Origin of the sequence: Providencia rustigianii (assembly GCF_900637755.1) — a bacterium.
Taxonomy (GTDB): domain Bacteria; phylum Pseudomonadota; class Gammaproteobacteria; order Enterobacterales; family Enterobacteriaceae; genus Providencia; species Providencia rustigianii.
Window position 1 is genome coordinate 525,201 of record NZ_LR134396.1, and the last position, 23,669, is coordinate 548,869.

19 protein-coding genes are annotated in these 23,669 nt (G+C 41.0%); 9 read left to right on the forward strand and 10 right to left on the reverse strand.

The genetic code is table 11. The features are described from left to right. The first annotated feature begins 127 nt into the window (after positions 1-127). Together gntK and gntU are read left to right on the forward strand one after the other, a co-directional pair. Positions 128-670, forward strand: coding sequence for a gluconokinase (gene gntK / locus EL244_RS02380; protein WP_006816043.1), 543 nt, complete (start codon positions 128-130; stop codon positions 668-670). Next, the gene (gene gntU, locus EL244_RS02385; RefSeq protein WP_112836061.1) at positions 667-2,025 is read left to right on the forward strand and encodes a gluconate transporter; all 1,359 of its coding nucleotides are present in this window, start codon (positions 667-669) and stop codon (positions 2,023-2,025) included. Before gntK ends, gntU begins: the two co-directional genes overlap by 4 nt. 100 nt (positions 2,026-2,125) lie before the next feature. Here gntU and EL244_RS02390 read toward each other — a convergent pair whose 3' ends face one another. The 8 genes from EL244_RS02390 to EL244_RS02425 form a co-directional block, all read right to left on the reverse strand. Further along, positions 2,126-3,352, reverse strand: a complete 1,227-nt coding sequence (locus EL244_RS02390) for an SGNH/GDSL hydrolase family protein (RefSeq protein ID WP_115163924.1) — start codon at positions 3,350-3,352, stop codon at positions 2,126-2,128. Continuing rightward, positions 3,303-4,487 (reverse strand): SGNH/GDSL hydrolase family protein, encoded by a 1,185-nt coding sequence (locus EL244_RS02395; RefSeq protein ID WP_126458471.1) that lies wholly within the window; start codon positions 4,485-4,487, stop codon positions 3,303-3,305. The genes EL244_RS02390 and EL244_RS02395 overlap by 50 nt, the downstream gene beginning before the upstream one ends. After that, a complete protein-coding gene (locus EL244_RS02400) occupies positions 4,474-5,892 on the reverse strand; it encodes an MBOAT family O-acyltransferase (RefSeq protein WP_006816039.1) in 1,419 nt (472 codons plus the stop codon). The genes EL244_RS02395 and EL244_RS02400 overlap by 14 nt, the downstream gene beginning before the upstream one ends. Before the next feature lie 419 nt (positions 5,893-6,311). Beyond that, positions 6,312-7,118, reverse strand: coding sequence for a protein bax (locus EL244_RS02405; protein ID WP_126458473.1), 807 nt, complete (start codon positions 7,116-7,118; stop codon positions 6,312-6,314). A 471-nt stretch (positions 7,119-7,589) separates the two neighbouring features. Continuing rightward, positions 7,590-8,741 (reverse strand): DUF4056 domain-containing protein, encoded by a 1,152-nt coding sequence (locus EL244_RS02410; protein ID WP_126458475.1) that lies wholly within the window; start codon positions 8,739-8,741, stop codon positions 7,590-7,592. Continuing rightward, on the reverse strand, positions 8,741-9,886 hold the full coding sequence (locus EL244_RS02415; RefSeq protein WP_126458478.1) for a BamA/TamA family outer membrane protein: 1,146 nt from the start codon (positions 9,884-9,886) through the stop codon (positions 8,741-8,743). The genes EL244_RS02410 and EL244_RS02415 overlap by 1 nt, the downstream gene beginning before the upstream one ends. Then, complete coding sequence (locus EL244_RS02420; RefSeq protein ID WP_126458480.1) at positions 9,886-10,890, reverse strand: hypothetical protein; 1,005 nt, start codon at positions 10,888-10,890, stop codon at positions 9,886-9,888. Before EL244_RS02420 ends, EL244_RS02415 begins: the two co-directional genes overlap by 1 nt. Positions 10,891-11,133: 243 nt before the next feature. Further along, a complete protein-coding gene (locus EL244_RS02425; RefSeq protein ID WP_006816033.1) occupies positions 11,134-11,316 on the reverse strand; it encodes a hypothetical protein in 183 nt (60 codons plus the stop codon). Between the two features lie 253 nt (positions 11,317-11,569). Here EL244_RS02425 and EL244_RS02430 point away from each other — a divergent pair, with 253 nt between their 5' ends. The 7 genes from EL244_RS02430 to arnT all read left to right on the forward strand — a co-directional run bounded on the left by EL244_RS02430 (position 11,570) and on the right by arnT (position 21,897). Then, positions 11,570-13,021 (forward strand): DUF4026 domain-containing protein, encoded by a 1,452-nt coding sequence (locus EL244_RS02430; protein WP_126458483.1) that lies wholly within the window; start codon positions 11,570-11,572, stop codon positions 13,019-13,021. A 53-nt stretch (positions 13,022-13,074) separates the two neighbouring features. Then, the gene (locus EL244_RS02435; RefSeq protein WP_112836075.1) at positions 13,075-13,530 is read left to right on the forward strand and encodes a regulatory protein RecX; all 456 of its coding nucleotides are present in this window, start codon (positions 13,075-13,077) and stop codon (positions 13,528-13,530) included. A gap of 236 nt (positions 13,531-13,766) precedes the next feature. Next, positions 13,767-15,185 carry a carbohydrate porin gene (locus EL244_RS02440; RefSeq protein ID WP_115163927.1) on the forward strand — a complete coding sequence of 473 codons (1,419 nt, stop codon included), beginning with the start codon at positions 13,767-13,769 and terminating at the stop codon, positions 15,183-15,185. Between the two features lie 213 nt (positions 15,186-15,398). Beyond that, positions 15,399-16,757 (forward strand): anaerobic C4-dicarboxylate transporter DcuC, encoded by a 1,359-nt coding sequence (gene dcuC, locus EL244_RS02445; protein WP_006816029.1) that lies wholly within the window; start codon positions 15,399-15,401, stop codon positions 16,755-16,757. Positions 16,758-17,069: 312 nt separating this feature from the next. Further along, complete coding sequence (locus EL244_RS02450; RefSeq protein WP_006816028.1) at positions 17,070-18,329, forward strand: aromatic amino acid transport family protein; 1,260 nt, start codon at positions 17,070-17,072, stop codon at positions 18,327-18,329. Between the two features lie 228 nt (positions 18,330-18,557). Continuing rightward, a complete protein-coding gene (locus EL244_RS02455) occupies positions 18,558-19,832 on the forward strand; it encodes a bifunctional O-acetylhomoserine aminocarboxypropyltransferase/cysteine synthase (protein WP_126436312.1) in 1,275 nt (424 codons plus the stop codon). A gap of 418 nt (positions 19,833-20,250) precedes the next feature. Further along, a complete protein-coding gene (arnT, locus tag EL244_RS02460) occupies positions 20,251-21,897 on the forward strand; it encodes a lipid IV(A) 4-amino-4-deoxy-L-arabinosyltransferase (RefSeq protein ID WP_126458485.1) in 1,647 nt (548 codons plus the stop codon). Positions 21,898-21,996: 99 nt separating this feature from the next. Here arnT and EL244_RS02465 read toward each other — a convergent pair whose 3' ends face one another. Both EL244_RS02465 and EL244_RS02470 read right to left on the reverse strand, forming a co-directional pair. Continuing rightward, entirely contained in the window at positions 21,997-22,989 is a 993-nt protein-coding gene (locus tag EL244_RS02465; RefSeq protein WP_126462710.1) for a T6SS immunity protein Tli4 family protein, read from the reverse strand. Between the two features lie 106 nt (positions 22,990-23,095). Then, positions 23,096-23,473 carry a hypothetical protein gene (locus tag EL244_RS02470; RefSeq protein ID WP_223844752.1) on the reverse strand — a complete coding sequence of 126 codons (378 nt, stop codon included), beginning with the start codon at positions 23,471-23,473 and terminating at the stop codon, positions 23,096-23,098. Between the last annotated feature and the right edge of the window lie 196 nt (positions 23,474-23,669).

A 23,669-nucleotide genomic window follows, 5' to 3' on the forward strand; every position in this document is an offset into this window, starting at 1 on the left:
TCACCGATCTAATTGCTAAAAAACCCTCAATACAGATAATGTTACCCGTAACCTGTTACCGGTAACATAAACCTAAATTTTAATAAAATATTCAGATAATTTCTTTTCAACACCCGAGGAGATTCCTATGAGTGATACCCAAAATCAAAACTATACATTTGTCCTAATGGGGGTATCGGGTAGCGGCAAATCAGCAGTCGCTAGCGGCGTTGCTCAGCAGCTACAAGCTGCTTTTCTTGATGGGGATTTTTTACACCCTAAAGCTAATATCATGAAAATGGCATCAGGACACGCGCTGAATGATGATGACCGTCGCCCTTGGTTAGAAGCACTGAACGGTGCAATTTTTGCTATGCAAAGAACGAATCAAATTTCATTAGTAGTTTGTTCTGCTTTGAAAAAAAGCTACCGCGATATTCTTAGAAACGATAATAAAAATCTCTATTTCATCTACTTGAAAGGGGATGCAATAGTGATTGAAGAGCGTTTAAGAGCGCGTCGTGGTCATTTCTTCAAACCAGAAATGTTGAAATCACAGTTTGAGGCATTACAAGAACCAAATGAACAAGAAACTGATGCGTATGCGATTGATATTCGTCCATCTTTGGATGTAGTCATCGATAATACGTGCTCAACTATTCGTCAAATCATGGCTGGGGATAAGGTATGAATGCTCCTGTAGAAACATTAAGTACCCTTACGTTAGTACTGACCGCTGTTGGCTCGGTAGTCTTACTATTATTCTTAGTAATGTATGCCCGCTTACATGCGTTCGTGGCATTAATGATTGTATCCATTGGTGCTGGATTATTTTCTGGGATGCCAATCCAAGATATCACCGCAACTATGCAAAAAGGAATGGCGGGAACACTTGGTTTCTTAGCGATAGTTGTCGCTCTAGGTGCCATGTTCGGAAAAATCTTGCATGAAACTGGTGCTCTGGATCAGGTGGCTCATAAGTTACTGACAGCTTTTGGTGAAAAGCGAGCGCATTACGCTGTGGGCGTGGCAGGTTTGATTTGTGCATTGCCTCTGTTTTTTGACGTTGCGATCGTATTGTTGATTGGGGTGGTCTTTGCGGTAGCAAACCGTACCGGTCATAATGTGGTTCGTTTAGCTATTCCTCTATTTGCAGGTGTTGCCGCTGCAGCAGCATTCTTATTACCGGGGCCTACACCGATGCTAGTTGCATCACAAATGGGCGCTGATTACGGTTGGATGATCCTGATTGGTTTATGTGCAGCTATCCCAGGTATGATTTTAGCCGGACCACTGTTTGGTAACTTTATCAGCAAATTCGTCCATATCGATATTCCGGCTGACTACGAAGCACCTCAAGCAGCTAACGGTAAAGTACCAAGCTTTGCATTCAGCTTAAGTTTAGTGCTGTTTCCGCTGCTGTTAGTGGGATTAAAAACCATTGGTACCCACTTTGTTGAAAAAGGCTCTAACGTAGAACATTGGTTAGAATTTATTGGTCATCCATTCACTGCATTATTATTAGCGTGTTTACTGGCAATTTATGGCCTCGGTTTCCGCTACGGCATGGATAAAGAGCGTGTGATGGCGGTATGTTCTGCAGCAATTCAACCCGCGGGTATTATCCTGTTGGTGACCGGTGCTGGTGGCGTATTCAAGCAAGTGTTGGTTGATTCTGGTGTTGGTCCTGCATTAGGCGACTCTCTGATTGGCGCTGGCTTGCCAATTGCCATTGCGTGCTTTGTCTTAGCGGGTGCGGTTCGTGTGATCCAAGGTTCTGCTACGGTGGCATGTTTAACGACGGTTGGCTTAGTCTTGCCTGTTATCGGTGAACTGGGCTATTCCGGAGCTCAATTGGCAGCGCTATCTATCTGTATCTCCGGTGGTTCATTAATTTTGAGCCATGTGAACGACTCCGGTTTCTGGTTATTCGGTAAATTTACAGGCGCAACAGAAGCTCAAACGCTGAAAACATGGTCTGTAATGGAAACTATTCTAGGTACCACGGGTGCCATTGTTGGGATGGTTTTCTTTAGCTTCCTGTAAGTTTTCTTCCTCAGCTCCACTCAAAAGAAAAAGCCAGCTTATTTCGATAAGCTGGCTTTTGTAGTTTTGACTGCAGCTCACACAATATGAGCTTTATTCATTACTTCAACATCTGATTAAACTGGCTGTAAAGAGCCTGAGCGCTTTTCTTATAGCCATCCGCAGAGAAATGTACATTGTCTGGGCGCGCTAAACCTTGGGCTGCCCACGAACGAATAGAGCAAGGACCGCCCATGTAGGCCTGCCAATCCCAAAATAGTGTGTGCTCTTGAGCTGCAACCGCTTTTTGAATGCGGATAACATTCATCAAATTCACAGGCATTTGTGCCGTACAGCCTGCGGCGCTACTAAACTTAATTGAGTCGCTTGGCCCCACTAACATAATCACCGCATTCGGCATTTGCTGGCGGATTTGACGAATTTTCTCTCTGAGGCTCTGCTCATAAGCCGTCAAGTTCAATGTATCGTTAAAGGCTTCATTGGTACCGAAAGCTAAAATAACCATGTCAGGAGACATTTCAGCTAATGTGGCACTCCATTGAGATTGCCATTTATCCAACATATTGATGGTGGCACCATTTAACCCTACCGCAGATAACATGACTCCCGGCTTGTTTGAACGCACTAACCATCCACCGACTTTCAGGTTACCTTGTTGGCTCATTGATACTTGAGAGGGTAATTGAGTGTTCACTGGAGCCGAAAATTGCCAATTATTACCAGTCGCAGGTAATGTCACCATGGATGACGACGACGGTGATACCTTCATCTGGCTATTTGCCGAACTCTGATAAAGCGCTTGTAGACGGTAACTGTTCTGTACTGGTTGCAATGGTTTTAACAGCACATTGCTGCTATTGGAGTGTGGCTCGGCAATCAACCCACCCAGAGGGTAGTCAAATCGCTCATCTTTGCGACTCGATGCGAGTGTCCAATCAGCTTTATCACTCACCCGATTAATCGTGGCAGTACGTTGGCCGGGTACCGAAATAGGTGGTACAAATCCTGGCCCCGCATCACCATAGCGTTGCTGAAATAATGTGCGTAACTCCCCGCTGAAAAAATCTGCCGCTGTGTGCGAATCGCCGATTTGAACGATATGCACTTGTTGGCTACCTTGGCGTAATTTAGACGCCAAAAGACCCAGATTGGGTTCCCCATTATTCACCAATTGCCCTTGCTCTGTAGATGCAGACCATTTTGGTTGTGAGGTTTTACCACGTTGATTGTCAGGCGTTTGGCAAGAGATTAAACCTAATGCCAACAACGTGACGACGCTAGTCGAGAGTAGCTTGCTCTTGGCTTGACGCAAGTTGTTCAGTTTCATGAGGCTCCTTGTCTCCCTCTTCGAAATGGATCAGTGAAAATACACGTTCGGCAATCATTTGTTGCCCTTTACCACTGAAATGGATCCCATCACCACTGCGCAATTTTATAGCATTGCTGCCATCACCAATATAGTCAGAATAGTCGTCATTTTTATACTTAAAGACATCGTTGGCAGAAATGTACATTTCGCCATACTTTTCGACTTCGGACTGATAAAGACTGCGTAGGAACTTCATGCCATCGGACAGGTTATTTTTGCGCATATTAGGCGGACCGACCCAAATAACATCGACGTTATGTTGGCGAGCGGTGGCTAATATATCATTGATGCGCGAGCGGTACACTTGCTCCCACTCTTCACTCTTGAACTTCACATACTTATAGCCTGTCTGCGGCGGCATATCCCATGGGTCATTAGGCCCTAAAAAGACCACTAACACCTTAATATTGGGATTATCATTTAACGCTTTAGCGATAGTTTCTGGCCAGTTAAAGAAACGCGGGTAGGCAAGACCCGTACTCTGCTTACTCAAGTTAATGCTGTCTATATTATACTTTTTCAATAGCATGTTTTTAACATGGGGAGCGATACCCTGCATCATGGAGTCCCCTGCAAATAGCACTTGATCTCCCGCAGTAATCTTAGCGATATGTTTTGGGGTAATCGGTCCTTCTGGACTCGCCAGATTGACCCCAGCGAAAGCGCGTGTTGAATTCTTGGCTCGTGCTTGTGGCCGTTTTAGCAATTCTGGAAACGTCACTGATAAACTTTCGGCTGGGTAGATATAGCCGTTAACAAAGTGTAGCCCAACCCGGAAATCATCAGGAAATTTTAACGCGTCATTACGGTCAGCTATTTGAGCGGCTTGTTTATCGTCTACGGCTTTTTGTCCAGAAGCGTGATAGGCAAACGTGAGCCCCGCTTCTTGCACCCCATCGTGTAACGTACTGCCGTAGCTCCAAACGGGATTGCCCATCATTTTCGACCATGGGGTATCTTGATGGTACTTTTGCTGCCAGAATCGTTCCAGTGAGCCTTGATTCAACCAAATTAATAACAAGCCCGTAATAAGGACGATAAAGAGGACTTGCCCTGTTTTTTTCAGGTTATTTTTAAACTCAGAAGTTAGCATAGATAAATCCTGGCATGCCTGAAGGTGAAAGCATAAACATAATAGTCAGAACAATGGCTAATGGGATAGGGTAATAATACCAAGCGATATCTTGATGTTTTTTGGCAACATATTGGTAGCCTTGAACAAAATAAGGATAAGCAAGGAACAATAGCCAAAATGGGATCAGTAATCCAAGGTTAGCGCTAATCGAGGCGATAAATCCGGGTTCAATAAATTGATTCAGCATCACCATCGCATCATCGAAGGACGGGCTACGGAAAAATATCCAAGCAAAACAGACAAAATGAAACGTAATAATACGTGATAACCAAGTTGATAATGTTTGATTTGGTAGCGACCAATTCCAACCTAGCTTTTGCATGCAGAAATTCTTAAGACTCAGGAATACAATCCCTAAACCGTGAATCGCTCCCCATACAACAAACGTCATTGCTGCACCGTGCCATAAACCCGAAATCACCATGGCTAAGAATGCGTTAATGTTCATTCGGGTAAATCCCTTACGGTTACCACCCAATGGAATATACACATAGTCGCGAATGAAGGTCGATAAACTAATATGCCAGCGCTTCCAAAAATCTTGTAAGTTAGTCGCTAAATAAGGGGCATTAAAGTTTAGAGGTACGTTGAAACCTAACAGTAATGCAATACCGGTGACCAGATTGGTATAACCGGAAAAGTTAAAGTAGATATTCCACGCATAGGCATAGGTAGCAATTAATATTTCGCCCGCGCTATAGCCTGTTGGGGCATCAAAAACGGGGTTAACATAATTTTCAGCCAGATAAGAACTAAACAGAAAAAGCTTCACCAGCGCTAAGCTAATCAGCAAAATGGCGCGTCGAGAATCAAGGATGTTGCGACTTTCTGTCTGAATTTGTGGTAGAAAGTTTTTTGCGCGATTAATTGGACCCGCCACAATACTTGGGAAGAAAGCCAAATACAGTACCACATCAAAAAAATCTGCTTTTTCAATTTCTTTACGGCACACAGACACCGTATAACTCACCGAATGGAATGCGTAGAAAGAAAGACCTAACGGAGCCAATAATTCAAGGATCGGTAACCCAACACTGAATCCAAATTTATCGAGAGTCTGTTGTATGGTTTCTTGAAAGAAAGAATAGTATTTAAATGCGGTAAAGCAGCCAATGATGGCAATACCTAAAAGCGTGTAAATCCAGCGATTGGATAACCAAACGGTTGCCCAATTGGTTAGCAAATAGATAAATAATGTGTAGCCAAATAGAATATAAGCAAAATCAGGGCTAAAGGAATAAACAAAAAAATAGCTAGCGGTGATTAGCAACCCATTTTGTAATTTTGCGCTGGGTTGGCAGCCCCAATAAATAAGAAAAAAAACCAAAAACGAGCCAAGAAACTCAAATGAGAAAAAATTCATAATAGACTCAGATGTTAATTGTTATGGTGCATTATAATATTTATTCTTTTCCGGCTTGCAATCGGAATTTCGTCATATTTCATGTTGTCGCGGTGTTGTCTTCGTATCGCTACCCTAGTCACATACTCATGTATGCTTCTAGGGATATCAATACTCGACGCCTAGCGACAACACGAACTATTTAGAAATTCAAATGGAGAAGCCTGCCATTCATCTAAAATCCGAATTATTTAGAGTAAAACGGATGATGAAAAGAAAAATAAACGATTCAAGATTCAAGATTCAAGATTCAAAGTCTAAGAAGTATAGCTGGGGTGGGGTGGGTTGTCATATTTCGAGTGGATGAGAAAAACTGCAAAAAAAATCCACTTCCGAAAAAGTGGATTTTTATATTGTTGTACCTGGTGTGTTGATACAAATTAACTGCGAGTCGCTGCTCTTTGTTGAGCTTGTGTAATCAATTCTTCGTTGCTCGCGTACATCTCTTTCAGATAGCGGTTATATGACGAACCTAATTCTGAGTACCCTTTCATGTCGTTAATCAGCTTGACTGAGTCTAGCTCATCTTGCGATTTACGCTGCTTAGCGCGTGAATGACGTAATGACTCATACGCATTATGGGTATTCATGTTCTTCATATAGGCTGTTACTGTCTCTTCCACTGAAGAGTACGTTGAATAGCCTTTAATCTTTCCTTTCTTGGTCTGACAGCCGCTACCACAGCGCATCCCAAATAAATTTCCATTTTGTTGAGCAAGCTGAGATGTACCCCAACCAGACTCTGTTGCTGCTTGTGTCGCAACTAAATGTGTTGGCATGATGTCAACACGACTTAACAGTTTATCCCAATTAATACGTTTTGGGTTGCTGCAGTTAATGCCATAGCTATCACAGATCTGAGTCAGGCGACGTAGTTCTTGTGCGCTCCATTTGGCATTTGTACGTACTGACAGTAGCCAGTTACGTTCTTCCATGATCTGTTGATTGACTTTTTCAATCACAGGGACAACCGTTTTTAAAAACGCTTTCTTACGTGCAGTACCAGACGGGTATTTACGCAAATCAGGCAATGGTGTTTGTGCTTGATTTGTACTTTGCGCTTGCTTCAGTGCAAAGTCTTTTTTCAGCATCGTACTAGTACTGGTTGAGCCAAAACTGAGACTCGAAAATAAAAGTAAAAATAAGAAAGCGAAGACGGCGTTTGTCCTCATCGTTCGAGAGGGCATTTGCTTCTCCTATGTATCTCTGAACAAAAATCGAGCGAATGGTATCAGAATAATTTTTTACGAGCTACTTTTATCCGACTCACATTAACTAAATTTCTGTATTATTTTGTATTGAATGGTTTATTTTTTTTAACTTATTGATTTTAATCGAGTGATTAATTTCTTTATTTATATTTTCGACTATTTATTTATTAATTTTAATTTCTTATTTCAAAATGAAATCATCTGTCTTAAGTTAAATTTGTTTAAAATACAATCAATTAACTTTGTTTTTATAAGGTTATTATGATTAAAAAACACCCATTAAGGTGGTTATTTTTAGCTCAAATCACCCTTTTTCGCATTTTATGAACACTTATGGTTTGTATGAAAATCAAATGAAGGCAAACTATGATGACTAGAAATGGCCAAAAAAAATGGGCTTTTTTGACCATAGATGACGAATAATATGACAAAATTAGACTGGAAATTTTACTTTTTCAAAGTGCGTGTTTGTTGTTTTTGATCTTCAATTTTAGCTTGTTCTGCGAGAGTCGAAAAATCATCAATCGTCCAATATTTTTCTGGAACAGGAAGTTGTGCCATTTTATCCGTAGGTACCAACCGGAACTGCGCTAATTTTGCTAATGAATATCCCGCATATTCGTCAGGTAAACTGAGTTTTAACCCTTTGTGAGGGATTGTTTGTGTGGGTAAAAATGGGTAACGGCTATCTGCCACATCATAATCACGGGTTAATAACAAAAATTTATTTGGAACACGTTTTGAGCTATCCCACCATATTCCATCGACTCGATCAAAAACTTCTCGAGTTTTTTCTTTATTAAATGCTCCAAGCTCATTTAAGGCAACAGGGAGTATCGTTTCTAAGGAATGTGAGAAGATAGTTAAGGATTCTGCTCGCCCCTGTAATATTAATGAACTGGCTAAACGAGCCCCAAGGAGGTTGGAATATAAATCTTCAGGAGAAAAAGCGGACACGCCTTCAGAAAAGCCGGGAACAGACTGATAGCCATACCATTGTGCGATTTCATGCCATGCCGCTAACTGAAAAGCCAGTTTCGCGGCAAGGTAAGTACTCAACGTATAGCGTTCTACCGCTGATTCAGGTGGGGTAAACGAGTTAAAGTGAATTTGCCGGCTAGCCAGTTCATCACTGAGTTTTAATGTCCATTCTTTACCCAAATTCGGGTAGATTTGGCTGAATAAGTATAAAGTATAGTCAGCGGTATCACGTACGTGGGCAATATCAATAAAGCCGCCGTCTGTGGTATAGACGAGCCCAACTTTTTCGCTATTTAACCCGACAATATCTGCCGTTGCGGCAAGGTAGCTATCATTATAATGATGCTCACCAAGTTTATTAGCCTCAACGATATTGTCGATAAGATAGAAAGGAACTGGGACGCCAGAGATCTCCGCTCGAATATTATAACCAAATGCACAACAAGCTCTTAGCCCTTGAGGGGCACCTAGAGAACTAAGAACTGGCCAAGTTTGAGAGGCTTCCTCAATAGGGATACTGGCAAGATCCGCCGTTGCAGTAGGGAGCTGAAGTTGTTCGCGGTTTTGACAAGCCACTAACGCGAACAAAATGCACGAGATAATAATGTATTTGAGCATTAGAAAGATTCACCTACTTGAAAATAGAATCCGGTACTGTTGCGACCGACACCAAAATCTAACCTAACATTCATTCGTGGTTTAAATTCAAAACGATAACCCACTCCCGCCGTGGGGAGCCAGTGACCACTGCCGAGTTCTGATGGCGAGTTACTCATGGTGCCGGTTCCTAGCCAACCTACGACACCATGGCGCCAATCTAATTTATGCCGCAACTCGACTTGGCTCGTCAAAATATTATTGTCTCGATATCGTCCTTCGTAATAGCCACGCATGCGGTTACTATTACCTAATAAAGATAGCTGGTTCCATGGTACTTCACCTGTTGAGAAACGGGCATAGTTATCAATGGCAATGACCGTTTTTTCGGAAAGCTCATGGTAATAGGCATATTGCAATTGTGTGGTTTGAAAACGCGTATCACTACCCAAACTCGGTGCAAAATAAGTATAGATAACTTCGAGAGCTTGGCCATTATGTGCATTAGGTAAGAAATCACGGGTGTCATAACTGTAATAAGCACTCACGCCCGAATTAATGGTAGAGCGCCCCCCAGTGGATTGGGAAAAGTATTCTTTTGCGCCGTCATCGGGATCGCTGGCATTAATTGATGAAAAATTCCAACCTAGGCCAACATAGGCGGAATCACCCAACTTATACAGGGCGCGGGGGGTAATCTGAAATTCTTGGGAATGATACTTTTCTTTATTGCTGTCTTTTTTGCCCGCGGCATAACCTTTGCCCCAATAATAGGTCGGAATATTATTGATAGTGCCGGAAATAAACAGACGCCATTGGTCGTTATCAATGAAATTATAATTGGTAAAGTTAACACCAAAGGCACCGGTTGAGGATGCAAAGCCACTCACGCCAATAGAGGATGGCTGAGTCAATGTATCTTGTTTGTCGATACGGTATAAGCCAACGAGAGCAGTACCAATACCGATACCCATTTCAGGCGTATAAAATGGTCCGGGTAATACACCCCAGTCGATAGTTTTGCTCTCATCAAAGCTATTTTCACCGCCAAGCTCGCTTAACCAGCCATCGATGGTGTTACGCTCGGGAAGTATTTGAGCCTGTGGGGCGAAAGAAATAAAAAGGCTGAGTAATATCAGCCTTTCTAGACAGTGATGTCGCAGCATTAAAAGCGGAATTCCCCAGAAATAAAGAAGCTATTACGGTTGTTAAAACCAATTTCAGTGAGGACGTTAAAGTTACGAGTTAATTCCACTCGGGCGCCGACAGTATTATTCCATTTATGGGCGAGATGTTGTTTGACGTCGAATTTTACATCGCCAATAATTTGATTCATACCGGGACCATTTAACATGCCATCCAACTCGTTAGGTAGATTTAGTTTACTCACATCACCTTTAAAGCGCTGAGTAATATCTTGGTACATGGCACCCGTCCAAACTTGAACTTTTGTATTGCCTTGACCAGCAATTAATGGTTCAAATATAAATTCATAGCCAATGCGCGGTGTCACAACAAATGCACTAATATCACCATCTAAGATATCAAGATTAGTACGTGTATAGTTCATATCTAAGGTACCGAAAAATTGGTTATAAGCCCCCGCAAAAGTAATCCCACCACCGTAGGTTTTACCTTCAAAGTCCAAAATAAAAGGCATGTCTTTGTCCCACATGCGCTCATCACTATCACCTAGATAAATACCAGTAATATTAGTTTTAGAGGTACCTTTGGTTTTTCCATAGATACCATACATATTCATGAATGGAAGAACCCAAGCATCGAGCTTTAGTGTGTGTGATTCATTTTTCTCACGGGTATGGCCTGTTTTTACAGATATTTGAGATAGTAAAGCTTGCCCCAATGGTTTGCTGGCATTAAATCCAATTGAATCAACCACAATATCTTGACGCAGATTCATATAACCATAGCTTACCCCAAAAGGTTCTGGAATATCGTAACCTTGGGCGCGTGCCTCATCTCCCCAAATGGGCAACACTCGGGATTCCGTGCTGGATGAGCGAGTCACGCCACCTTCAGCATTATTTTTAGGAACACCCGATTCTGTCATACTGACAGAGAATAGGGGAGTATCGCTATCGGCAAAACTTGTTGGAATTACCAAGCAAGATGAAATAAGCAGCACTGTGCTGAGTTGATTGCGTGTCATAGTGGACTCAATTATCTAATAAATATAAAGGCGTGAATGATAAATAAAACGAAAGAATAAAACTTACAATAAACGCCAAAATTCTAGCATATATTGCGAATTTTAATATGTTCCATAATGCGATTCTAAAAAGATCATGTTTTAAATCAAATGATTCTTATTATCGATGTAATAAAGGTAGGAAAATATGCAGGTAAAAATGCCGAAGCCCAAGAAGACATCGGCAGAGGGACAAGTTAAATATTATTTCTTATTATTTTTGTGAAATTGGACTCGTTCATGGAAATAATTTTTTAAATGGGCTTCCAGATTATGAATTTTCTGCTCTAACGCGTTAACCAGTACATCATCATTATTCATATCAAAGACTTGTTGCATGGCGAGGTCGTCAACGTATTGTTTTTGCTTTTCGGTTAAATCAGTCATATTTCATAACCTATATATAAGAAAGAATGTGTTTCACTGCCAACCCAACATGGCAGAAATGTCATTCTCATTGTGCCTCAGAGGATAACGGATGAAAAGTAGAATAACCAACCGCAGAATAATGAGGATTGATTAACTTAGCAAAAATGAGGCGGATTAAATCACTATCTGAATTGGTTAAGAATATTCACAATATTCTTACGGAATATAAGCTGATATCCTCGATAAAGATAATAAATTACAGGGCAAAATAATGAGTAATAAACAACAATACCTTGATATTGCAAAAGGCGAAGGGGAAAGAGAAGCCTCGATGATGGTGGCTATCCCTGCTTCTGAACTGACTTCACTACAACTTGAGCAACGATTAGAAGAACAAACCTATTTTACTGACGGTGATATTGATTATGTATCTGAAGAAGATGGTGGCGGTTTTTTCTTCACCTGCAAAAAAGATGAACAAGATTTACGCTTTTATATCTCTCTCGTAGAAAGCGATCCGGAATATACAATTAACCCTTATTTTGCCACTGATCCGATTAGCCAAGAGCTATACGCAGAAGCGACTGCTGCACCCCAAGCGGTAGTCGTTGAATGTTTATTCCAAGACCAACCACTCGTCAATTACTTACAGCAACTGAAAATCATCCAAATTTTAGTCCCTGACTTATTATTAGGATTGGATATTTCGGCGGCGGGTAAAGTCTTTACACGTGAATGGCTAAACTTCCAATTGCTGGATGATTTGATGCCAAGTATTGATTCTTTGTATGTAGTGCATGCTATTTATGACCACGATAAAGACGCAGGCGAAGATGCTGCGCCAACCATGTATTGGTTCCATACTCATGGTTTAGCGCGTTGTGGGCTATCCGAAGCAGAGATTATTATCCCACACCCGATTGCGTCTTATTATGGGATCCCTGAGCTATTCTGGAGTTTTGTGAATAACAGCATTACCCAAGGAAAAATTGACTTCAATGAGCCGATCTTCATTGGTCAAACCCAAACAGGTTATGAATATTTGGTGGCAGTCCCATTTGAAGAAGGACTACGCCATGTGGGGCAATCAACCCCTGTTGATAACTTAAAACCATTGGAAGAGATGAATTTTGAATTTGGTGATGCCAGTTCAGAGCGTTTTATGGGCGATTGGCATGATCGTGACGAATCTCACCAACATCCATCCGTGATGCTATTTCGCGTGACCCAAGAAAATCCAACATTAGAAAGCTTCTTTGAAGGTTTTGAAGATCAAAATGCGATGATGTTTATGCGTACTGATGAAGAAACCGCGGATATGTCTCGTAAAGCCAGACTACGTTGGGAGTATTTTACCCACATGCTGGATAACTACGGTCCAAAACCTGTCGTACCGAAGAAAGGATTATTTGCGAAGCTGCTCGGAAAAAAAGAAGACGAAACGGATTCAGAATGGCGCTTCCTTGTGAAATGTGGCATTAGTTATCAGGATGAAGACGGTGATGAAGGGCATGAACACATGTGGTTTGAGCCAATTTCATGGAAGGGTGACCAGTTTGAAGGCCGCTTAATCAACCACCCTTTCTATGTGCAAACTATGCAGGAAGGGGAAACTTACCCGCTTACTCGTGAAGATATCACCGATTGGACTATTTATTACCAAGATGGTAGCTATACACCTGATACAATCTATAAACTCTTAAGCGGTGCCCAAGTTCATTAATATGGATTGGGCACGTTAGTCAGTGCCCAATTTTAATGACCAACGAGTAGATAATGACACAGCCCGAACTCTATCAGTACGCTCTATTTCTGCTTTCCCGACGTGATTATGGAAAGGCAGAGCTATTCGCCAGAATGAAGCGCCGAATGTATGAAAAAAATGACGGAATTATTGATGAGGCGTTGATTGAAGGCGTACTCGATAAACTCAATGAGCAACATTTTTTAGATGATGACCGAGTGGTGGGGTTATTAATGCAAGGCTATGTTCGCAAAGGCTATGGTCCTTTGCGAATTAAACAAGAAATGCGCCAAAAAGGCTTTGCAGAAACTTTAGTGGACCACCACTTTTCGCAACTAGACGTAGACTGGTTTGATATCGCTTCAGAGGTTCGCTGTAAAAAATTTGGCGATGAAATTCCAAAAGATTTTAAAGAAAAAAGTAAGCAAATTCGTTATTTGCAATATCGAGGCTTTTTTGGGGATATGGTGTTTGAACTCTTCAAATAACGCCTTTCAGGCTCTCAATGATGAATAAATCCTCTCATCGTTCACCTCCCATTGTTTTCTAAATGATGTTCATAAAGTGTGACGCTTTTATCCTTTTAAAGAATATTTTGTTAACGTTAACATTGCGTGGGGATATACTGCGACAGTACTTAATTTGAGCATCTGCTCTAAACGCACCTTTAACGATTAAAAAATACTTAGTTGCTTTGCTTCGGTTTAATTCAACAGGATAAAAAATGAAAAAATTTTATTTATCAGCGATTGCGGTGGGATTCGCTGCCATTTTTCCTACTCATAGTCAGGCAGAAACTGATTTGAGTAAAATAGAAGCTCGGCTTCAAGCATTAGAGAAAAGAGCGGAACAGGCTGAGCAACGGGCAAATGTAGCGGAACGTAAAGCGGAAAAGCTTGAGCAAATTATGATGGCGAATAGTTCCCCTGCCTTACCTCCCACCCAGCAAGTTGCGCTATCAAACTCGGAACCACCTGCTCTGGTCAATACATCAAGTAAGAATGCGCCGGGCATTCAATATAATCATGAATATGGTGAATTAAAACTCTATGGAGATGTGGAATTTAACCTTGATAGCGCAAGCCGAAAAGGACAAATTACCTCAGTTCGTACCGCATTAGGTAAAGATAAAGAACCCAATAAATCTGATAACTGGGATATTAATGGGCGGATCTTGATTGGACTGGATGGAAAGCGCATTAATGAAAATGGTAATTACGCAGGTTTCTCTGTACAGCCATTGGCGGATATGACGGGAAAAATGAATCTGGATGACGCGGCGTTTTATTTTGGTCAACAAAATAGCTGGCAAGCCAAAGTTGGGCGTTATGAAGCTTATGACATGTTCCCGTTAGGGCAAGACACCTTCGTTCAGTATTCGGGGAATACCGCCAACGATTTATATGCGGACGGTTTCGGTTATATTTATATGATGAAAGAAGGGCGGGGGCGCTCAGGGGATGGTGGGAGTATTCAATTATCTAAATCATTAAATGATTGGTATTTTGAAGTGAATGCGTTGGTGGAAGATGGTACTGCATTATTTGATAGTGGCTCATATCATGGGTATCAATTAGATAATAAAAAAAATGTCATTTATGTTAGGCCGGTCATTGCTTGGAAACCCAATGAATTTAAAGTGGCGGTGGCAATGGAGTCCCAAGTTATCAATAATGCTTATGGGGCTAATGTGGATGACAAATGGCAAAATATGTCAAAACGCAATGGCTATGGCATGACGATGGAATGGAATAGCCTAGAGAAAGATCCTGACGAGGGATTACAATTAACATTCAGTACTGCCTATTTAGATGCTTCATCGGAAAAAGATTTATCCATTGGTGGATATGGGCTTTGGAAGCGCCTGCAATTAGGCTATATCTATGCGCATAATGATATTCAAGATTTTAATGCAGATAAAATATCGAATGATCCGAATTCAGTGTTAAATAGAGCACCCGGTAAATACGATATTCATACAGTATACACCTCTTATGAATTACCTCAGATTTTAGACTTAGACAATTATAAAATCTATTTAGGGGCATACTACTCAAAAATTAACGCTGATGATAATAACATGATTAATCATCACGATGATGATCGTTATGGTGTTCGTGCCCGCTTCAAATATTTATTCTAAAAATAAAACCCGTTAATTCCCTCTATTCTTTTAAGCAATAGAGGGAATTTGGCTTAAGTTAAATCGAAAAAATAATTATTAATTTTTAGCTTGTCTTTTTATCTATTTCTAGATTAAAAATATTGTCCAACATGATCATTATCAGAGTATTTCGCTTTTTTTTTAGGCAGAGTACCTTCAATAATTACAAAATGAGACGGGCAGGAAAAATAAATGATTGAGCTTTTAATCGGCGTGATAGTCGCCATTGGTGTCGGGCGCTATATAATAAAAGGCTACTCTGCGACAGGGGTATTATTGACCGGCGGTATCTTACTTTTAATCATTTCTGCCTTAATGGGAAAAAGTATTTTACCCGATTCAGTAAAGCCTACGGGATGGCGCGTTACTGATATTCTGGAATACATTAAGTTCCTATTAATGAGCCGAGGTGGCGACCTTGGCATGATGATCATGGTGCTATGTGGTTTTGCGTCTTATATGACCCACATTGGTGCTAATGACGTGGTGGTGAAAATTGCGTCTAAGCCACTTAAAATGATCAACTCCCCTTATTTACTGATGGTTGCGGCTTATATTGTTGCCTGCTTGATGTCACTTGCCGTTTCCTCGGCTACGGGTCTTGGTGTGCTATTAATGGCGACGCTGTTCCCTGTGATGGTCAATGTCGGGATCAGTCGTGGAGCTGCTGCGGCAATCTGTGCTTCTCCGGCGGCGATTATCCTAGCGCCAACATCCGGTGATGTTATTTTAGCGGCGAAAGCAGCAGAAATGCCATTAATCGATTTTGCTTTTAAAACAACCTTGCCTATCTCGATTGCAGCCATTGTGGCGATGTCGATCGCACATTTTTTCTGGCAACGTTACTTAGATAGAAAAGAGCATGTTAAGACTGAAATGCTGGATGTAAATGAGATCAAAACTCATGCGCCAAGCTTCTATGCAATCTTACCTTTCACGCCAATTATCGGTGTTCTCGTTTTTGACGGTAAATGGGCACCAGAATTACACATCGTCACGATTATTGTCGGCTGTATCATTCTGGCGGCAGTGATTGAGTTCCTTCGTAGTTTCAGCGCTAAGCACGTCTATAGTGGCTTAGATGTTTGTTACCGAGGAATGGCTGATGCATTTGCGACGGTGGTGATGCTGTTAGTCGCTGCGGGTATATTTGCTCAAGGCTTGAGTACCATTGGTTTTATTCGTGGCCTCATCGATTTAGCCCAATCTTTCGGTTCTGGTGCCATTATCATGATGATTGCTCTGGTCGTGATTACGATGCTGGCAGCGATGACAACTGGCTCAGGTAACGCACCGTTCTATGCTTTCGTCGAATTGATCCCACACTTAGCGAAGCAAATGGGAGTTAACCCAGCTTACTTAGTGATTCCTATGCTACAGGCTTCCAACTTAGGTCGTACATTATCCCCAGTTTCTGGGGTGGTGGTAGCCGTTTCAGGGATGGCAAAAATTTCACCGTTTGAAGTGGTGAAGAGAACTTCCGTTCCCGTATTAGTCGGTTTAGTGGTCGTCGTGATAGCAACAGAAATTTTAGTCCCTGTTTATCTTTAAATTCGCCTTTTAAATAAAAAAATGGCTAGCAAAATAATGCTAGCCATTTTTTATGGATGTTTATTTTTGATGATAATTTGAGTGAAAAGTAAATAAATATGAATTCATTTTAATGGCATGAAATTTTTATTTTTAATCAATTGATAAACTTTTATTTGCGAATATTAACAAATTGTCATTATTTAACGTTCAGTAATGAGATCTACACCAAAAAGCCAGAAAGATTCTAAAAATTAAGCTAGGTGCTCTTCATCATTTCATGCAGAATTCGCCCATCTTTTTTATCCCTTTTTATAATCATTAAGCGACAATATGAGCACAATAAAAACCGCAGTAAGCACAACGGAAAAATCTGCTAATAAGTGGACCTACAAGGACTTCACTTGGGTGTTATCCCTTTTCGGTACCGCAGTAGGTGCTGGTGTTCTTTTTCTTCCAATTAAAGCAGGTGCGGGTGGTTTCTGGCCATTAGTGGTACTGGCTTTAATTGCAACACCAATGATTTGGTTAGCCCATAAAGGACTTGCGCGTTTCGTACTGTCAGCCAAAAAACCGGATGCGGATATTACTGATACCGTTGAAGAACATTTTGGTAAAGTAGGTGCAAACATCATCACGTTTGCTTATTTCTTTGCTATTTATCCTATCGTATTAATTTACGGTGTGGGTATCACCAATACCGTCGATTCATTCTTAGTGAACCAAATCGGTATGGATCCTATTCCTCGTTGGTTACTGTCAGGCGTTTTAATTGCTGCGATGACGGCTGGGGTCGTGTTTGGTAGGGATTTAATGCTAAAACTGACTTCAATGATGGTTTATCCATTAGTCTTGATTCTGCTAGCACTGTCTCTGTATTTGATTCCTGAGTGGAATACTTCGATGTTAGAAGTTGCACCAGACTGGAGCGCAATGCCGATTGTGGTATGGATGGCAATTCCTATTATCGTGTTCTCTTTTAACCACAGCCCAATTATCAGCCAATTTGCTAAAGACCAACGTCAACAGTTTGGTGACCAAGCAGTGATTAAAACTGACATGATCACCGGTGGCGCAGCATTCATGTTGACCGGTTTTGTCATGTTCTTTGTCTTCTCTGTCGTGCTGTCTTTAAGCCCAGCGGAATTAGAAATTGCGAAAAAAGAAAACATCAGCGTGTTATCTCATATTGCAAACACCAACCCATCTCCAATCCTGTCTTACTTAGGTCCAATCGTGGCATTTGCTGCTATCGTTTCGAGCTACTTTGGGCACTTCTTAGGAGCTCATGAAGGTCTGGTTGGGTTAATAAAATCTCGCTCTTCTGTTTCTGTGAAGAAGATTGAACTCATTTCTCTGTTATTCATTGTTATCACAACGTGGATTGTCGCAATCATTAACCCAAGTATCTTGGGTATGATTGAAACCATGGGTGCGCCAATGATTGCGGCAATCCTGTTTATTCTGCCTGTTGTTGCAATGCGTATGATCCCTGCGATGAAACCATTTAGTACCTCTAAAGCAGCGCAAATCTTTACGATGATTTGTGGTTTAGGGTCGATTACTTCTGTTATTTATGGCGCATTTGCGTAATTAAATTCAGTCGTAACGGAACCCATATTGCTTCGGCAGTATGGGTTTTTTTATATCTGTAGGTTGGAAAATAGATCGATAGATTGTGTTGAATGAAATAATTTCAAGTTAATCCGGTTGTTTGATAACTCTACTTGGGGGATATTTATTGGCGTAACAGTGAGATAACAAAAACAAACCCTTGAATCTAGCAGTGCGGGTGTAGTGCATTATAACAAGGATAAAACAATGAAATTAGAAACATTATCGATCCACGCTGGCTACTCTCCAGACCCTACAACCAAGTCTGTTGCTGTTCCTATTTATCAAACGACATCTTATGCTTTTGATGACACACAGCACGGCGCTGATCTGTTTGACCTAAAAGTCGCGGGCAATATTTATACGCGCATTATGAACCCTACCAATGATGTTCTTGAGCAACGGGTGGCAGCGCTTGAAGGCGGCGTTGCGGGCTTGGCTGTCGCATCAGGTATGGCGGCGATTACTTACGCGATCCAAACTCTTGCTCAGGTTGGCGATAACATCGTTTCTGTTGCCAAGTTATATGGTGGAACCTATAACTTACTGGCTCACGCTCTCCCGCGTCTTGGAATTCAAACCCGTTTTGCTGAACACGATGATTTAGCCGCTCTTGAAGCCCTGATTGATGACAAAACCAAAGCTGTTTTTTGTGAGTCGATTTCTAATCCCGCAGGTTTTATTGTGGATATTGCTGCACTTGCACAAGTGGCTCATCGGCATGGTGTACCACTGATTGTCGACAATACCGTTGCGACTCCTTATCTCTGTCGACCCTTTGAACATGGTGCGGATATCGTGGTTCACTCATTGACTAAGTATATTGGTGGGCACGGAACGTCACTTGGGGGGATGGTGATCGACTCAGGTAAGTTCCCGTGGGCAGAACACCCTGAGCGTTTCTCGCTGCTGGTGGAGCCGGATGTGGCATACCATGGTGTCAGCTATACCGAACATTTTGGCGCTGCGGCATTTATTGCTCGTTGCCGAGTTGCTCCGCTGCGTGGTACTGGCGCGGCACTATCGCCATTTAACGCATTTTTAATTCTACAAGGCTTAGAAACCTTGGCATTAAGAATGGATCGTCATACTGAAAATGCGTTAAAAGTTGCACAATATTTAGAGTCCCATCCGCAAGTGGCATGGGTTAAATATGCAGGGCTACCAACGAATCCAGAACACAAACTGGCACAGAAATACATGAATGGTAAACCTGCCAGTATTATGTCATTTGGTATCAAAGGTGGACAGGAGGCTGGTGCTCGTTTTATTGATGCGCTGAAGTTGATTGTTCGTTTAGTTAATATTGGTGATGCTAAATCCTTAGCGTGTCACCCAGCTTCAACTACCCATCGTCAATTGAATGATGCTGAATTGGCTCAGGCTGGCGTTTCTCGGGATATGATCCGCTTATCTATCGGAATTGAACATATTGATGATATTTTAGAGGACTTAACCCAAGCATTGGATGCGGCTAAGTAAAAACCGATAAACTAGAGGTAGTTTTTGATAAGTCGATTCATCAATAGCTGCCTTTAGTCTCAAATTTATTATTAAACTTTTCTCAATTTTGCCTTTCTAGAATTAATAACTATTCTCAAAGCTACAGAATGTTTCATTTACTTATTAAATTGTTAAAAATAAATGGAAAATGCTGAACTATTGTTTTTTAATCTAGTCTTAACTTTCGATTGATTTTTATATATTAAGCTAAAAAAGATAGTCTCATTTATCGATTATTTATCTAGGGCAGCGGTTGAGAAATTAAAAACGTTCATTGGTTTATGTTGGGTTTAGCTAATAACATGATAATAAAGCCAATTGAAGATTAATGAAAGTTAGTCCGATGATTAAAAATAGATAATTATTAAATATTTATTACAAGAATGGTTGAGATTAAATGATGATGGCAAATAATAAAGTTGCCTACTTTAAGTGGTGCTTGTTATTCGGTTTTGTGCTTGTAACTTATTTCCTTCCACTCAATGGGCGCTTACTTTGGCAACCTGATGAACTGCGCTATGCTGAAATTAGCCGCGAGCTAATTCTGAGTAGTCATTGGAGTGTGCCTGAGCTGCTAGGTATTCGCTATTTTGAAAAACCTATTTTTGGCTACTGGGTAGGCTCCTTCTTCCAATTGTTATTCGGCGAAAATAATGTTTCCGTGCGGCTAGGTGTGGTTTTTAGCACCTTAATTAGCGGGCTATTTGTTTATCTCAGCGCAAAAATGGCATGGAAAAAATCGGATATCGCATTTAATGCGGTATTAATCTATCTCTCCATGTTCATCGTGTTAACTATTGGAACTTACAATATTTTAGACCCGATAGTCACCGCATTTATTACGATGATTATCTTCTTTTTCCAATGGGGTATTACGACTACAAACTTCACCCACAAATTATATGCATATATTCTGATTGGCGTTGCATGTGGTTTAGGCGTGATGACAAAAGGCTTTTTAGTACTGGTGTTACCAACACTGGTTTGTTCTGTCAGCGCCATTTACTTCAAACGTTTTAAAGAAGTCTGTGCGCTCGCGTGTTTATCCATTGTGACCTCAGTGCTAGTGTGTTTACCCTGGGGATTAGTCATTGCGAGTCATGAAGCCGATTTCTGGAATTATTTCTTTTGGGTTGAACATATTCAACGTTTTATGGCAGATAACGCCCAAAATAAATCCCCATTCTGGTTCTATGTCCCTATTCTATTAGTGGCAGTGATCCCATGGTTAGGCTACCTGTTTGGTGCAATTGTGCATGCCATACGTACAAAAGGCATGAATCTCTATTTCTTACTGTGGGCAGTTTTACCCTTCTTATTTTTCAGTATTACTAAAGGTAAATTACTAACCTATATTCTGCCTTGTATTGCTCCACTCGCCATTATTATGGCGTCCTATCTGAATCAAGTTTTAGAAAGTAATAAAGTGGCGATTATTCGCCTGAATGCCTTAATTAATATCACGATTGGCGTTGCTGCTGCGGGCGCATTTATCGTCTCCCCTTATTTTCCTAAAATGAACCTGTATCAAGGGGATGAGAGCTATAAGATCTGGCTTGCGGCTGGGGCTTTCTTATTCTGGGCATTAATGGGGGCAATCTCCTTCAAACGGAAATATTGGTCTCTCGCTGCCGCTTGTACACTTGTGCTGAGCTTATCAATTGGGCATGTGATCCCTAAATATATTGAAAGCAACAATACGCCACAGGGCGTGCTGACAAAATATAAAGATCAGCTGCAAAACCGTGCAATATTGTTAACTAACAATGTAGGCTTAGGGACATCATTGGCTTGGGTGCTTAAGCGCAGCGACATTACGATGTTGTATCAAACCGGTGAACTGGGTTATGGGCTTAATTACCCTGATGCAGAAAATCGATTCTACCGTTTAGAGCAATTGCCAAGCCTGCTGGCGAGTCAGGGAAATCGAAATGTTGCGGTGGTGGTTGATGCATCACAAAATGAGGTGTTAGACGCCTTACCCGGTAACCCGATTATTATTAAAGAAGGCAAGTTAGTAATGGCTTTCTACGAAGGCCAATAACCAGTAAGTCAAATAAATAGTGAAAATGAGCCGCACATTGATGATGCGGCTCTTTTTTGCGTTTATCTAGCTCATACATTGTTATCGCTCAAGAGTGAATTAAAATGCATTGGGTTTATAACGTAGAGATCCAATAATCCGATCCCAAATTTCGACCATTTCAGACTCACTGTATGTTGTGAATTGACTTGTGTTACTCATGATAATATGTAGTTTAGGAATCGTTAAAGACCCTGTTTCTTGATTGGAGTAAAATGTAAAAAAATAATATGGTAAATTAGGGATATCGATATTCTTTTCTTCCGAATAAACATCTTGTTCGCCTTTTACTAACCATTCTTGAGATTGAATGTTACTTGGTAGTAAATTTCCTTTTTTGATCGTTTTTCGATTTTGTTGCCGTATAGCTTCATTGATCTCTGAACTTCTATTCAATAATGTATCATTAGACCCCGCAAAACTATTGTCTGACCCAACCGAAAAAGTGAACTCCTTCAACTCGTAAAGAAAAGCAACATCTTGCGTTGGTATGTCTTTATCATCCAAAATAAAGCCATTCGGAATACATACGCCTTTTTCTATCGGGATGTCATGATCTAAACGCCCCTGCAATCGAGAAATTAAAGATAACATGGCTGCTAATTTTGCAGGCTTATCATTCATTTCATATTCTGAAAAACCCGCATTTTTATAAGATTTTTTTTCCTTCTCATACTTAGGTGCAGATAAATCTAATATCTCTGCTGTAATGGTAAATGCGACATGATTCACATAGACATGCGCTTCTAACATTCGATACGCATCATTTGAAGTTGGTTTGTTTCTGTCAAAAATAACCCCTTTACCATCCGGTAATTGAATTATTTCTTTCAACATCGGTGCATTCTCTGCACTAGTTTTCCATTCCCGTAATTCCGCTTCACGTAACTCAATGCGTTGCTTGAATGCTGGGGGATAGGTAAATAAACTTTCCAGCTTAAAATCACCGATAGAAACACTATCCCGAAGCTTATTATTGAATGATTCAGGTACATCAATGATATAGCGCCCAATGCACTGAGGTTTCGTTTTTTCAAAAAGTGTGGCAATCACAGTATTTTCCTTGTTTGCTAATTCTGTCTGTGCGAGAGCATTTGTCAAACTCCCCCCAATACACACCAATATCCCAATAAAGGAGATAACATTTCGCGTATAACGATCAATCAGCTGCACGAATATCCACCTCTTGCACCATTTTCACTATCGCTTTTAGGGTAAATCGAATCGCATCCCGATTTCTAATATCTGGAAGGCTATCAACCGCATAGGCGTTTTGATGGTCAACATTGGTTGCCAAACTACTTTTGACGAACGGACTATTGAGAATATCAACCAGTGATTCAACAGGAACGGTGCCATCTCCCGCACCTTGAGAAGAGACCAATCGAAATTGGGCGTATTGATAAGAACTGCTATCCCATGACCCTAAGGCATTATTCGCCTCGTTCCCGCCGGAATACACAATGCGTTGGTTATTTTCGGGATTAAAAACTAAAGGACGCCTAGGACCCACTTTCAATGGGAAAATTTTTTCCACGGTCCACTTAAGCGTGTTATCCGATTCCTCTTCGGTACCATAAAAAACGTAAGAATTTGGGTGGTATTGTTTTTTTTCTTGATGAATAATGCTAGTCCTTTCGATTTATCCCTAAGGGAAATAGAATAGCGTAGTTTGGCTTAAGTGTCCCCCTTGAAATATCTGATTCTCGATACTCATAGAATCCATGATGTTA